We start from the raw sequence: 15,926 nt of genomic DNA on the forward strand, positions 1-15,926 counted from the left end.
TACGCCGTCTGTGTGGTTCGACGCGGCCGGGGCCGCCGGCGGTTCACTGTGAACCTCCACGCGGGCGTGCCACGTCGAACAGGACGACGGCGTCCGGGGGCAGCGGGAGGGTCCGGTGGGGGTACGGCCTGGTGACTGGTCACCGCTCACGCTGTCGGGTGACCCCACACCCGGCGATCCGGACGTGCTGCTGAGCGTCGCCAGCTACCTGGACGTCATGGCCGGCCACGCCAAGACCGCCGACGACGGGCTCGCCGCGGTGCTGCGACAGAGCGGCGACGGAGCGTTCGTCGGCAAGACCGCGGACTGGCTACGCGAACAGATCAGCAAGGAGATGAGCGGCTTCATCGCCGGGGTGCGCACCGCCTTCTCCGCCGCCGGGCCGGCCATCCGCACGTACGCCGAAGCGCTGCGTGAGGCTCAGGCCAAGGCGGACCAGGCGCTGCGCGACGCGGCCGGGGCCGGCGATGACGAGGAGCGGATCAACAGCCTCAAGGCGAACGCGGAGAACGCCGCCGCGGACGTGGAGACCGCGGCGGGTACGGCTCGGCAGGCCATTCTCGACGCGACCGGCCACATCAGGTCACCCGCGACACCCAAGTCGGCCTGCGAGGTGTTCTGGGAGATCTTCACCTGGCTGACCCTGATCGTCACCGTCGTCGCCATCTTCGTCGGCGGCCCGCTCGGCCTGATCGCCTTCGCGATGAACGCCGCCCTGGCGGTGAAGGCGACCCTGGATTTCGCCACGGGCAAGACGAACGCCCTGGGTCTGGCGCTCGGACTGCTCGGGCTGCTCGGGCCCAGCACCCGACCGCTGATCGCCCTCGGCGACCTGACCAAGCTGGCCACCACCGCATGGCGCAACATCACCCAGTTCAGCCGGCACAGTTTCACCCTGGCGCGCACCGGCATCAACGACTTCTGGCGGACGGTGTCGACGCTGAGCCTCAGCGGGACCATGCGCGGCATCGGCGACATCGGAGTCACCCTGGCCAACTCGGTGAGGGTCGGCGCACTGATGATCCCCCGGATCGTCGGCCCGATGGACGGGCTGGCCGCCCGGGGGTTCGTGACCCTGGAGAAGTTCGCCCTGGTCACCGTCCCGGCGACGATCACCAGGATGGGCAACATCGGACAGCAGGGCCTGGTCAAGCTCGCCGGCGTGACGTCCGACGCGGGCCGGTTCATCGCCGCCAACGCCGTCAGGTTCGGCAACCTGATGGCACGGGAGTTCGGCGGCTGGAAATGGCTGCGGATCTTCCTGCCCCTGGCCGGTCATGAGATCCGCGCCCTCGGGGTGTCCGGGGCATTCAAGCTCGGAGTGCTGGGTCGCGGGCTCGGAATGACCCGGTTCGACGGCCTGGCGGCGCTCGGGGGTGGCGTCCGACTCGCCAACGGCCTCACCACGGTGCACATCGTCAAACCCGGCGGAGCGCCGCCACCCGCCGGTGGGATCAACTTCAGTCCGAGCGGGCTACACCTTCCCGACCTGATCGAGAAGCCGATGATCGGCGCTCCGTCGACACAGCAACTCAGCTTCTCGGCCCGCGGTCTCGACCTGTCCGCGGCCCGTGGCGCGCTCGGCCTGCATGACCTCGCGGGGCTACGCGGCGTGCAGAACCTGGACCTATCAGTGCCGGGGACGGCCGGTACGGTCACCCCGTTGCCCGCGGCCAACCTGCCCAGTACCGCGCACGCGGTCGACCTCGGCCTCATCTCCAGGCTCGATGTACCGACAGTCAACCCGGTCGCGGGGATCAATCAGGTCACCATGCCGACGGTGGCCACGCCGGGCGCGGTGACCCTGCCGAACATGCAGATCGGCAACCTCAGCACCACGCTGAACCGGGCTGTCGGTGGCGTCGAAGGCCTGGCGGATTTCGGTCGCGCTGAGCTGCGCAACCTGCACATGGGCGAGGTCAGCGCGGTCCGGGTCTCGGAGACCGGAGTGGCGTTCAACCTCGGCGCCCCGGAGAAGGCGTTCGGCGACATCAACCTGGCCCCGCCCACGCCCGCATCCGCGCTCACACCAACGCCAACGCCCGCGTTCACCCCGACCCCCACCTCCGCGTCCACACCCACACCCACACCGACGGGTTCGATCTCGCAGCCGGCACCGACGGGCATCACCCAGGTCGACGCCGTCGCACCGACCTCGGTGCAACTCGGCAAGGCCGCCGACACGACCACCGTCCACCAGGCACTGAACCTGCTCGACGGACCCGGTACGGCCGTGCTCAACGCCCCGCACCGACTGGATCCGCCGACGGTCACCGCACCCACCGGCCTCGGCCGTGACCTCTCGATGCCCGCCCCGCCACGCCTGGACCAGGTCGGCGGCCCGTCACCGCAGCAGCTCAGCCACCTGCACGCGCTGGCTCAGCTCAAACAGGCACAGCAGGCGCTGGCCGACGTCTCCGGGGACGCGTTGGCCGTGGCCCGCGCCGAGAAGGACGTCCGGGTCACCGAGGCGCTGGTGCGCAAGACCGCTGAGGGACTCAGGATCGAAGCCCGTGAGGTCTCCGGCACCGTCGACACCCCACCGGTCCACCTGACCGGTGCGGTCGCACCAGATCTCGCGGCGGCCAAGCCGGCCACTGCCGTCGACCTCGCGGCGGCCAAACCAGCCATGCCGGTGGACGAATCGGTGCGGGCGCTGCAGACCCGGCTGGACAACCTGCGCGGCCCCGACGCCCCCCGCACCGACCTTGCCGCACTGGAACTGGAGCATCGGTTCGCCCAGCCGCGCCCGACAGACTCGGCTGACCTCACCGGGCTGCCTGCGGTCCCCACCCACCAGCCCGGCACCAGCATGGCCGAGTTGGAGGGCCGGCTGGCCGCACTGCGCGGCACCGATCTGCCCTCTCCGGCAGCCCGCCAGTTGGAGCTTGAGCACCGCCTCAACCAGCTCCGACCGGGCGGGACGGTCGAATCCCGCCCGATCGATCCGGCGAGGTTTCCGGAGGTCCCAACGATCTCCCCGGCGGAGGCCACCGCCCGCACCACCGCCCTCGAACGCCTCACCGACCTGGAAGCTCAACTGGTCGCCGCCCGCGCCGAGGAGGCTCCTACCGGCGTCGGTCCGACGCGACCCGACGACGTCGGGTCTCCGGCCACGCCGCAGGTCGACACCACGGGCCGACCGCAGACTCCCGACCAGATCGGTACACCGGGCCGAGCTGAAGGGGCGAACGGTACGGGTGTCGGCGACGGCCTGCTGGACCTGCCCAGCGTGCCGCGGACCGATCCGGCGGCCGCCGCCGGCCCGGCGGCGCTCAGCCACCGGCTGACCGAACTCGTCTCCGACGCGCGTGCTGTCGACCTGCCCGAGCCGGAGCTGAGGGTGCTCAGCACCGAGATCCGTACCGCGATCGAGCAGGGTCGGCACGCTGACGCGGCCCGAGAACTCAACGCGCTGCACGACCGGATCGACCGACGGGCCCTGTTCCAGCGGCTCGACTCGTACCGCGCGCATGTCGACGCCGGACACCACCGCGCCGCGCAGCTGGGCATGGACAAGTCGACCTGGTTGCGACACGCCATCGACATCGAACGGGCGACCGCCGACGGACACACCGACGAGCTGCACCGGCTACTCAACGCCTACGAGAACAGCCTCGCCGGCAAACTGGCCGAACAGAAGCTGCACGACCAGATGGTGCCCGATGCCGCGCCGGGCCGTGCCCCCGACGAGGCTGGGTCGGCGGGCGACCTCGACGAGTTGCGGGCCCGCCTCGACGCGCTGCGTGGCGACCACACCCATGACCCGCGACTCGGCGAGCTGGAACTGGAGCTGCGCTTCGCCAACCTGCGCGGCACCGGCGGCACCGACGGACCGCCCCCCCAGTTTCCGGAGCCACCCACGTTTTTGCCGCCCGGCGGCATCGACGACCTGCAGAAGCGCCTGGACGCGTTGCGCGGGGACAGCACGCCGGACCTGGACCTCGCCGGCCTGGAACTGCGCCACCGGCTGGACGCGCTACGCGGCACCGACCCGGACACCCCACCGGTCAAGCTCGAGGACCTGCCCGACGTACCGACGCTGCCGCCCGGCGCCGTCGATGACCTGACCGACCGGCTCGCCGACCTGCGCGCCCACCGGGAAGATCTGATCGGCATGCGGCCGGCCGAGCGGGGCGAATGGAATGCCGAGTTCGCCCGGGCCGGTGACGAGGCCGCCGACGCGGACGTGCTGGCCCGGTACGAAGCGCGCATCACGGCCCTGGAGCGCGAGGCCCGCGTCGCGGAGCTGCGCGACGGCACCGGCCCACTCTCCTCCGACGAGTACCGGACCTGGCAGGACGCGCTCGTCCGGGCGGGCGACGATCAGGCCGCCATCGACCATGTGCTGTCCCGCTACGCCGCCCGGCTCGACGAGTACCGGCTGGACAGCGCCACCCAGGTCAACGCCGCGCTCACCGCACCGGACCACCTCCGCCCGCTCGACTCCCGCCTCGACGAGGCCCTCGGCGGCCTGTCCCCGGGCCTACGGGACCTGACCGCGACCCGGTACACGACCCTTGGCGACCGGTTGGCCCAGCTACGCGCGGCGGACGCCACCGAAGTGTCCGGCCGGGCCGCGGACGACCTGCCGATGCCTGGGCCGCGGGCTGCCGACCCGACGATCGGCCACCGACTCGATCGGTTGCCGAGCCCGCCCCGCGACCTGCCGACGACCCGCCCCGACCCGCCCGCGGCGGACGTGCCGGCGGGGACGAAGCCGGCGGAATCCCCGGTTGTCACCAGACCGGCGGAAACCCCGGCGGAGACGCCGGCGGCACCGAAGCCGCAGGACGCACCGGCCCGGCCGACGCCAGCGGCTGGCGACGAGGTCCTCGAACTGCCGGCACCGAGCCGCGTCTCCGACGAGGCATCAACCGCGCCGGCCGAGAAGCCGGTGATGCCGCCGCGCGATCTGCTCGGCGGCGGCCGACCCGCCGGCCCGGCCCGGGTGATCGAGGTGAACGCCGAGCGGTGGACTCCGTTCAAGGACGCCTTCCGCTTCGACCCCACCGCCCCCGGCCAGCCGCCGAAGGTGACCCGGCCGACAGCCAGCGGCGAACGAGTCGGCGTCGGTTATCGGCTCACCGTCACCGACCAGGACATGCACTTCGCGCTCAAGCTGCGCCTCAATGTCGCGCCCGGCGTCACGGCACAGGAGATCGCCGAGGTGAAAGCCCGCACCGTCGAAGGGCTGCAGCGCTACGTCAACATGCCCCAACACAAGCTGTCCGGTTGGGATGTCCCGATCCGGGTGACGGTGGACTTCGATGATCCGGTCAACGCGCACGGCACCATCACGGTCGGCCCGGCCGGCACCCAGATGTCCCAGCAGACCTGGGCGGCCGGCGCTTCCCCGGCCAAGTACGCCCACGAGATCATGCACAACCTCGGCGTGAAGGACAGCAGAACGCCGCCGGACGCGTTGCTGCGGGCCACCCACGAGCCCGAGCACGGCGACCTGATGGGCAGCCACCCGCACGACGTCGAGGCGTTCGTGCTGACCCCCCATGACCTCGACCAGATCGCCGACGTGCTGTCGCCGTACTTCTCCGGCTCTGTCGCCCCGCGTCCGGTGCCGGAGGCCCTCGCCGGCAACATCGCCGAGGAGTTCTGGGCCTCGGGTGTGGACACCGCACCAAAGGTGAGCACCGCGGAAGCCACGGTGCCGGCCCCGGCCGCGACGGTGTCGACCGCCTCGGGCGCCCCGGCTCCGCTGGGGGCCGCCGTCACGAGCACCACCACGCCCAAGATCACAGTGACCGCACCGGGTGAGAGCATCCAGATGACGGTCCTGGAGCCGATAACGACGATCGACAGCCCACTGCCCGGCCTCTACCAGAGTCGACCCGATCTGCTGTACACGCCGGACACCATCGACGACCTCGACGGCCTGATCCGTGGCCTTGATCAGAGTGTCGCCGACGCGGTACGCGCCCGGGTGGCCGAGAAGCTGCCGCTGGTGCCGGGGCTCTCCAGGCTCTCGGTGCAGACCGACGAGATCGGGCAGGCACTACGCGACGACGCCAAGTCGTTCTTCACCACCGGTGGTCGTAGCTTCTACGTCCGCGATGGGCTTCTCGGGTGGCACCGGGTCACCGTCGCACCGACCTGGTCACCGACCGAGGCCAAGGTCATCGACCAGTCCGCGGAAAATGCGAAATTCGACACCCGCAGCGACCAGTCCGCAGGGATCAAGCATGCGTCCACCAGCGGCGGCTCCGGATCGCTCGGCGTCGGCACGATGTTTCCGCAGCGGGTCGGCTACGGCGCCGGCGGCGCCGGTGAGGTCGCCCTTTCCCGGCCGCTGGAGTCGTTCGAGGACGGCGTCAAGCTGACCGATTCGCACAACGTCCGCAGCGGGTCGGGCTCTCATCTGGTGGCCGCGCCGGTCGGCTTCAGGGTCATCGTTACGGACCCGGCCACGCCGCTCACCGGTCTGAAGTCCGCCGAGCGGCACGTCGGCGAGCCGGTCCGGGCCGAACTGACGTTCCGCAGCGTCGACGACATCGCCAACGCCACACCCCGCGAACCTGACTGGCTCACGGTCGACCCGAGCAGACACACGTCGATGCTGGTCGAGAACTTCACACCGGTACGCATCCTGCGCGCGGGCATCGGGCTGGCCGAGGGCACCGACCCGACCGGGACCTGGAACGACGTGGTCGAGGACGTACTCGTGCTGCTTGCGCCCACCAGGGCGGTCGGGCCGGGCACGCTGGGGGCCGGGCAGGCCCGCGGCCTGTTCAAGGAGTCCGCCGTGCTCGGCAACCTCATGCCGGCCCTGGACACCGTGGTACACCCACCAACGATCACCAGTACCCACGGCGCGCACGCACTGTCACTGGAACTCACGGCGAGCATGCCGAAGCTGTCCATCCTGGCTGACGTCGCCAAGACCTCCTTCCGCTGGCAGCCGGGGCAGAGTGAAGTGACGAAACTGGCCCATTCCAGCCGGGTCGGCATGGGCCTCACCCTGGTCCCCGCCCGTTGGGCGTTCGGCCCCGGGTACGTGCAGGCCCGGCTCTTCTGGGGCTTCCTGCGCTCGATGACCGCCTCCGTCAGCCAGGGCGGCACGTCCCGGACCGGCACCGAGTTCAAGGACATCGCCAACGTCCTGGTGGAGGCGCACTTCCGGGTCACCGTGAACGCCGGGCTACGCGAGGTGCCGGGCTCCCGGTTGTTCGGCGAGGGCACGGTCGAACCGATCACCGTGGACATGGTGGTGCTCGGCCACCTACCGGCGGTTCGGGTCGCCCAACTGCTCAACGACAGCAGCGTGCTGATCCCATCCCCGACGCAGTGGTACGTGCCGCCGTACGCGCTCAGCGGCGGTGGGCGGTCCGTGGTGTACGGACTCAGCGGGTTCCAACAGCTCTATCTGGATGTGGCCGGGCTGATCCGACGCATCGAGGGTGGCTTCCTGCCCGAGTTCGGCAGGTCCGGCAAGGTCAAACGAATGGCTACCAGCCGCGCCGCGATCGAACGGCAGGCCAACCAGGACGCATTGGACCGGGTGCTGTCCGTGCCCGGGTTGCGTCAGGGCAAGGGCAATCTGCTCAAGACCGGTCTGATCGCCGAGCTCAGTCGCACCAAGAAGATCGGCACCCGGCACGTCATCGTGCACGTGACGGCCAGCTACACCAAAGCCTTCCAACACCTTGGCACCAGCAAGGGCGACGCGGTACGGACCACCCACGCCGACGCCTCCCAGGAGAAGATCAGCGCCGGCAGCCAGTGGCGAGGTGCCGTTGCGTTCGAGGGCGGTGGCGTCTTTCGACTCACCGGCAACACGGCGGGCGCGTTCGTACCCGCGGGCGCGGTAGAGCTGCGTGGCCGATTCGACCGGCAGAGCGGCGCGGAGCTCGGCGGTCAGGAGAGCCGGCTCAACGGTGGCACCCCGGACTCCCAGGCGTTCGGCAACGACCTGCGAATCACCGTGCAGGTGTACGCGTACACGAAGCGCCTCGGTCCGGACCCGAAGTCCCGCGTGAGGTTCGGGCGGGTGATGCACCAGCGGTTGCCTCGGCCGGCCTCGGACGCGACCCGGGTGGTGAACCCGATCCACGAGCCGGCCGGCCTGGTCGGCGGAAAGAAGTTCACCCGATTCCGACTGGTCGAGACCCGCCCGGTCACCGTGCAGTTCGACAACGCCTCGGTGCTGGCACAACCGATCAGTCTGCCGACCACGTTGACACCACGGCCCGACCCGCTGGCAGTCGACCGACGAACCCAGCTCAAGCTGACCGAGCTGCGCGACTGGGTCGACGCGGGACCGAAGTCGACTGTCAACCGCTGGCTGTCGGTGGAGGACTTTCCGGGTAGCGCCCTGATCGCCGCGTTGGCCAAGGATGCCCTCTTCTCCGCCCAGCAGTACACCGACACGGTGTCACAGATCAAGTTGGGCGGCCTGCGCGGCACCGATGGGTTGGCCGAAGGGATGCCGCTCTGGGCCAGCATGATCGACAGGCTGGGCGAGTCGCGGCAGGTCCACGGACTCGCCCAGATGCTCGGCAGCGTGTGGCACGTGGATCGGATCACCTCCGCCGAGGACGGCGCGACCACCGACCTGGCCATCGCGGTCGCGTTGACCAATCCGACCGTGCTGCCAGCACACGCCACCATCACCAACGAATCCGCCTCGGTCGGATCGGTCGAGATCAGCGCAGCCAGGACCATCGAGAAGCAGCTGGCGTTGCGTGCCAGCTTCGCGGCGAACGTCCGCCGCGTCGGCACCAGCACCGGCACCACCCACGGCGGCGGCGCGGTGTTCCCGGCCACGTACGAGAAGGTGCTCTACGCCGGATCCACGCGCGATACCGAGAGCATCAGTGGCGCGATCGAACGCAACGCCAACAACCGCAAGGGAAAGCAGCGGTCGTTCCTGGTCGCTTTCGACATGCGGGTCTCGGCGGCGGTTGAGATCACCAACGATCCGGACCGGTACGCCGTCATCCCACAGTCACTGCGCAGCGGCGAATGGCTGCATCACCACAAGTCGGTGGCCCGGCACGGCACCATCACCAACGCGATCTTCCTGCGGCTGTCCGCCGCCACCATGGTGAAGCTCGGCCTGTTGCCGAAGTTGGCTGGGGATCCCGGCATGATCAGCCAACCGTGGCTGCCGACCATGCCTCCGACGCTGACCCTACCGCCCGGACGCGGCCTCGGCCTGGGCCTCTACACGTTCGACGAGACCCCGACCCTGACCGATTCGATGACCGCCGTGCTCCGGTCCGAGGCGGCCAAACTCGGCCCCGACAGGGGCATGGTCAACAGCCTGCTCGACATGGTGCAGGGCCGGATCACGAACCGGTCGATCGGCAGGATCTCCGGCTCGCTCTCCGGCCCGGGGCTCGACGACCCGATGCTGAACCGCCGTCGCCTGCTCTACCTGTTCACGCCCGCGGGGCAGGCGCAGCACTGGTCCGCCATGGTCGACGGCGGGGTGTCGGTGCTGCACATGAAGCCCGGCCGGATGACGCAGCACTCCCGGGACGTACGGCTGATCGCCGAACCCGTCGGCGAACCGAAGGTCCTGGGCTTCGTCGCCGACCACGACGACCTGGACATCAAGACCACCCACACCAGTGAGCAGGGCGTCACCAGACAGCGAATGCACGGCAGCACCTCCACCCTCGGGGTCGCTGGCACCGGCGTCTCCAACCACCAGGGCGAGAACCTCGCGGTCGGCATGGGAGACACCGTCGGGCGGGTGTCCCAGGTACTGAACGCGCAGAGCGACGGCTCAACCACGCTCGACACGAACCTCAGCTCCGGTCGGGGGATCAAGGCCAAACTGGAGATCCACACCAGGTACACCCTGGCCATCTTCGACAAGGGCGAGCGCGTCGACGGCGACCTGTTGGTCGTACACGACAAGACGGTCCAGGACCGGTGGGCCGACGACCTCCGGCCACCACGGTCCAAGCCGGCGGACCCGCCCGTGCCCTACCAGATCGTCCCGCCCGAGAAGATGGCGCCCGGCTGGCGAACGCTCAACGGCATGCCGCTGCCGCCGCGATTCAGCGCCGAGGACCTCAACCCGGTCGCCCAGGTGCAACGCCTCGTCGCGAACCTGCTGACCGACGCCGCCAAGCGGCTCAAGACAACGGGATACGCCGGCGCGCATCAGATCCACCAGAGCCTCACCCCGGAGATCCTGCTCCCCGGCCTGCCGAAGCTGATGACCGAAGCGGGTTTCGACCTGCCATCGGCGGTCAGCGCCCAGATCTTCGGGCAGCAGGCGGCGATCAACATCCGGCTGCGGCCCGAGAGTGCCTCGCTCGGCGGCGTCAGCTCCGGCGTCTACCGCGAACACGCGCCGCAGCAGAGCGGCGGCTACAGCACCGGCACCAGCGTCATCACCCAGAACCTGCGGATCCCCCGCATTCCACTGATCGGGCGCGGCTTCGCCGACGACCCGTACCAGGCGTTGGAGGCCGGTGGGCCCGGCGTCGCCGCCGGTGACACCCAGGCCGCCGCCGAAAGCGGCGGCAACGCCACGAGCGACCTGGGCAACGTCAAGCCGGAAAGCCGCTCGGCTGCCGTCGACTACCTCAGCCGGGTCGAGGTCACCGTCTCGCTCTCGTACTCGCTGCTGCCGGCCAGGACGGTGACAAGCGCCAGCCAGCCGGACGAGTTCGTGAACGTGTCGCTGCGGATGGGCCTACCCGACGCGCGGACGGCCCTGCACATCCCGACGGACACCACAGCGCTGGCCAAGGACGCACCCGGCCGGGTCGCCGCCTTCGACGAGATCGTCGATCACGAGGCGAAACTGGCCAAGGCGGCGGACGCTTTCGTTTCCGCGGCAGACAACCTCGACCAGGCCCGCTACGACGCGTACCACGCCCCGGAAGGCAGCGCCGCACGCGTCGCCGTCGAGGCCACGTTGCCCGGGTTGCACCAGGACTGGGATCGGGCCGGGAATGCCTGGTGGGACCTGCTGCAACGGCACCACGAGTTGCTGGACGACTTCCGGCACCGGTATGTCGGGGTCCCCAAGGGCACGCCGGACGCTGACGCAGCTGCCCTCACCAAGCACATCCAGAACGACAGCGGCCGCCCTGCCCCGACCGGCACCGCCACCCAGCGACCATCGACCGACACCACCGGGACCTCGACGGACGAGCCGCGGGTGCTTCCGACGCCGGGGGGCGGGTACTGCCAGCTCTACTCCACCGTCGGCAGCGCCCCCGGGTTGGTCAGCGCTCGGCTGGCCGCCGCGGGGCTGGGCTCGCCTGCCCTGCACGCCTGGCTCGGCGATCCCGGGGCCGTCCGCGCCCAGCTCACCGCATGGGCCGCTCATGCCGGTGGGTTGGTGCCGCCGACCAGCCAACTCGGTCAGGCGGCGGAGCTGCTGCGCCGCCTGGTCCACCGACACCTGCAGACCGCGGGCCCGGACGGCGTGCCGGCGGCAGCCCTGGAGGGGTACCGGAACAACCGGGTGCTGCAGTTGCGCGCCGAGGTGGATGCGATGAACCGCGACACCCTGCTGGGCCGGCTGCAGGAGGCGGGCATCACGCGGCTGCGTGACCCCGGCCTGCTACCGGCCACGCACCTGCGCGATCTCTACCTCAACCAGCGAACTGCCGACCTGGTCGCCGCAGGGTGGGACCCGGCGGCCGCCCGCACCCACACGGAAGGTCTGGTTCCGCTCAAACCCACCACGGACGGCTCACCGCCCCGCGACCTGGCCAACGAGGCACTGTCGATGCGGACGATGTTCGATTACCTCACCGCCAGCGGAAATCCGGTCGGACTGCAGGCACTCTCCGACGAGACGCTGCGCGACCAGCTCATGACGCACCTGCTCGACCCGCTTCGACCGGCCGACGCCGGCGAGTTCTCCGCCCTCACCGAGGCGGTCCGAGGGTGGGAGGTCCACTGGCAGGACCCGGTCGGCGAGGCATTCGCGGGGCTGTTGGCAGCGACGTTGGACGCCCGGATACGCATCCACGCACCCGAACACATCCAGACGATCGGCCGCGACGAGGCGGTCCTGTTCGACGTGTACCGGCAGAGCGACCACTACCAGGCGATGGTCAACCACCAACCCGCCCCGGTTGAGCCGGCGCCGCCTGCCGAGCAGCCAGCGGTCGAGTTGGACCAGCTGCGGGGCCCTGCCGTCGATCCGAAGGACGCCAAGCCGTTCGAAGTCGATCCGCCCCGTCCGGCCGGCGGGAGGTCAATCAGCGGGGAAGCCCTGCGAAACCAGCAGATGCGCGTCAACCCCGCCTGGATGCCGCTGTCCCACTTCACCCCCGAGATCTACGCCGGCCGACCAGACGCCCACTGGCACTACGTCGTCACCGAATCAGACGACATGATTATCGGCAGCGAGGAGATTCTCACCGTCGTCTCCGCCAAACAACTCGACGACCTCCACGTCGCCATGCGCACCAAGAACCCCGACCTCACCCTCGACCAGCTCAAGGACAGCATCAACCAACAAGGCCACCCCACCATCGGCGTACGCTTCGACAGCGACGGACGCGCCTACGTGGGCAAGGGACGAATCAGCGGCGAACTACACCGTGACCCGGTGACCGGCCAGTGGATCGTCGACGACAAACCCGGCCGCTACATAAGCGAGAAGATCCGCCCCGGACTCGACCCCGTCGACGTGAAACGCTGGCTCGACGGCGTTGCCACAAGACTGAGCAAACAAATGGGCGTACCCGTCGAAGCCCGCCCTTACAAACACACCACCAAGACCACCGCACCACCAGCACCACCGACACAGGTGGCGGCCCCACCACCGGCACCCGGACAAGTGGCACCCGTACCACCGGCTGTCCAGACCGCCCGCACCGAACCAACCGACGCTGCCCCGCCCCCGGACGGTCTGCGCACGCGCTGGGTGGAGTTCAAGGCGCAGCGCATGCGGGCCGAAGGCACCGACCCGGTCGCATCCACGATCCTGGCCAGCGGCCTGACGGCCGACCGCGACACGATGCTCGCCGATCTGGCGACAGAACCCGCCGGCCCCCACGAACACACCGCGCCACCACCACCGGTCAGCCAGTCCGACGCCACCAAACCAACCGACGCCACCGCCCCGCCACCAGCGCTGCCTGCGGAGGGCGTGATCCTGCGCGATCTCCTCGCTGACGCACAGCCTGAACGACACCCGGCGACGCCGGGCCTGGCCGGAGCTACCGAGGCCACGACCCACGGCCCAGCGGACACGGTCTCCGGCCAACCGCCACTGCCGCTCGACACCCACGTGGCCGCCCTCATCCAGTCCGGATGGACGGTGGTGGCCAGCGACCGCGGCACCACCGTCGACCTCGACGCCCAGCTGGTCCATCTCGACCCCACCGACGAAGAGGTGCACGCGGCGCTGCACGACATCCACAAGATCGCCACCGACTCCCTCGGCGCTCCGCACCTGGCCTACACCAACCGTGCTCTGGGGGCGGAGACGCTGGTCGCCGAGGTCCCGACACTGGTGGAGCAGGACAACAGCCGGCTTGTTGACGATGATCTCGGCACCGTGATGGATGCCTGGCGACGCCTCGACCGCCGGATGAGTTGGCTCCTGCATACGCCGAGACCGCGCGGATACGAACGGCTGGGGCAGATGCCCGACGGACATCACGCCATGGCTTCCTTCAACCGCTGGCGCTGGCAGTTGCGGCTGCGGTACGACCTGGACGCCGACAGTTCGCGGGATGCGCTGGTACACGAGAAGTTCCACTCCACGCAGGACGCGACCCAGGCACGGTGGCGGGTGGCCGAGACCGGCGACCCGAGGGTGCTGGCTGAGGTGATCAACGATCCGGAGGTGCACCGCGAACTGCTCGACGGGCCGGATAGCCAGCTCGACGCGTCACAGCGGAAGGTGGCGGAGCTGCTGTCGCGGCATGGACTGGACCACCCTGACCGGAGGGCGATCTACGAGCTTCTCGATCGGCAGAGCAATCTGATGAACCGGGCCCGGCGGTGGCTGGCGGCGGCCGAGGCCGGCGAGGCCGGAGGTCGACTCCGGGAACGCGTGCAACGTGCGGAGCGCCAGGTCGAAACATCGGGGGGCACGGGACGGGCCCTGTACCTGAGCCTGTTGCACGAGGCCCAGGCCTTCCTGCTCGGCCTGTGGATCCAGGAGGCGGGATCGGTGCACCGGTGGGGCGTGGCCGCCGCCCAACTGCCCCCGACCGACGGGTACGACAGCATCCCGCTGGGAACACCGAACAAGTACCGCCACATGCCTGCTGGGGCCGCAGGGATCTTCCTCCGTCCGTCCTCTTCGACGACGGACGCGCCGCCCCGGTTGCCGCGACGGGAGGGCATGCTGCTGGTGGTTCAGGTCACCGACACCGGCCAGGCCGGCCACGTCCTGCGCCGGCTGCGGGACGACCTGCCCGCGGGGACCATGGTGGAGTTGCTGACGGCCGCGCCGATCAGCGCCCCACGGGCGGTGGAACTCGCCCGGGTGTTGGGCGCGGGTCGGGTGCTCGCGCTCGACGTCGACCTGGTCGAGCCGACCGGGGCGGTGGCCGATCACTTCGTGCCCTACAGTCGAGATCACCGCCCCTCCCTCGGCCCCGGTGCCCGCTACTACGCCGTGCACACCGGGCCGCAGCCGTCCGTACTGGACCTCGGTGTGGTTGCTCTGCGCGGCCTCGGCTCGGGCCGGTACCAGCTGATACCGGGTTGGCACGTGCGGCCGGTCGGCCAACGGGTGTGGATCGGGCCGGCGGACCTGCCGCCGGCCGTGCGCGACGACGACCCGCCGGTGGTGGTCGGGCTGCCGTCACGGCAGACCCCGTGGCCGGTGTGGGTGCTCGGGGTGTGGGTCGGCCGCGCCCTGGCCAGCCATGTGGGCGCCACGACCGAATCGGGATTCGTGCGGGTGCATCGACCGCAGCCCCGACCCGCGGTGCCCGCGACGGCCACCGACGACCTGCTGCACCCGGTCAGCGACGCCGAGCGTCGGACCGTCGCGGCAGCCTTCGACGCGGACGTGGTGGTAGCGGAGGTCGGCTACGCACCGGCGGACCCGGGCGGCCCCGATCTCGGCTTCACCGGTCACGACCTGGTGGCCGGGCTGCTGGACGTGGCTGGTGCTGCGGCGGCCGAGCAGGATCCGTCAACCCTGGTCGCGGCGCTGGACGGGCTGGCCGCACGGCTTGCGGCGGTCGCGCCCGCGACGGCCGAGGTCGGCATGCGGACGACCCGGCACAATCTGCTTGCCACCGGCTATCTGGCGGCCCGCGCGCACGGGGTGTTCGAGCTGACACCGCAACGTCTGGAGGCGGCATACCGGGTGCTGGCGGCCCACCACGCCGACGGCCGGTTCCTCGCCGGGGAGACTGCGCTGAAACAGCTGCTACGGACCGTCAATTCCGACTGGTACGGCGATGTCGATCCGGCGCGGTTGCAGCGGCTCCTGGAGTTGAACCAGGACGGTGGACTGGACATGGACGACCTGGAGGACCTCGTCGAACGGGATGACATGTGGCTGTCGATCTGGCTACGTGATCTGAGGCCGATCGATCGCGCGGCAGGTATCTGGTCGATGGGCGGCGCCGCGGCGGATCGGGTCCCGCCCGCCACCGACGAACTGGTCGTCGTGTACCGGGCCGGAGCAGATCTGCTCCCGCTGCCACCGGCCGGCTCCCCGGCGCACGTCTGGGTCCCCACCGGCCCGGCGCTGCTGGCGCAGCTCGGCACACTGCTGGGCCAGAACCTCGGTGAGAGCCGTCTGCACGGGGCACGGGTCCGCCTCGTTCCGGTGGTCGACGAGCCGGTCGACCGCGACCTGACCGGTCGCCTAGCGGAGGGCCTGACCGCGATGCACCGACGACGGATCGATCGGATCACCCTGGGCGAGCCGATAGAGCCGATCGTCGGCGTCCCCGAGGCGTGAGGTGTGATCCCGGTCCAGTTCATCGGGACGGCCCCGGATCCGGCGGCCG

Annotated in this window: 1 protein-coding gene; it reads left to right on the forward strand. The window is 70.4% G+C overall.

Annotation, left to right across the window (positions count from 1 at the left end; genetic code table 11):
• The first annotated feature begins 115 nt into the window (after positions 1-115).
• Positions 116-15,877 (forward strand): hypothetical protein, encoded by a 15,762-nt coding sequence (locus O7627_RS32085; RefSeq protein ID WP_278097180.1) that lies wholly within the window; start codon positions 116-118, stop codon positions 15,875-15,877.
• Positions 15,878-15,926: the final 49 nt, after the last annotated feature.

The sequence above is a fragment of the Solwaraspora sp. WMMD1047 genome (assembly GCF_029626155.1).
Classification (GTDB): domain Bacteria; phylum Actinomycetota; class Actinomycetes; order Mycobacteriales; family Micromonosporaceae; genus WMMD1047.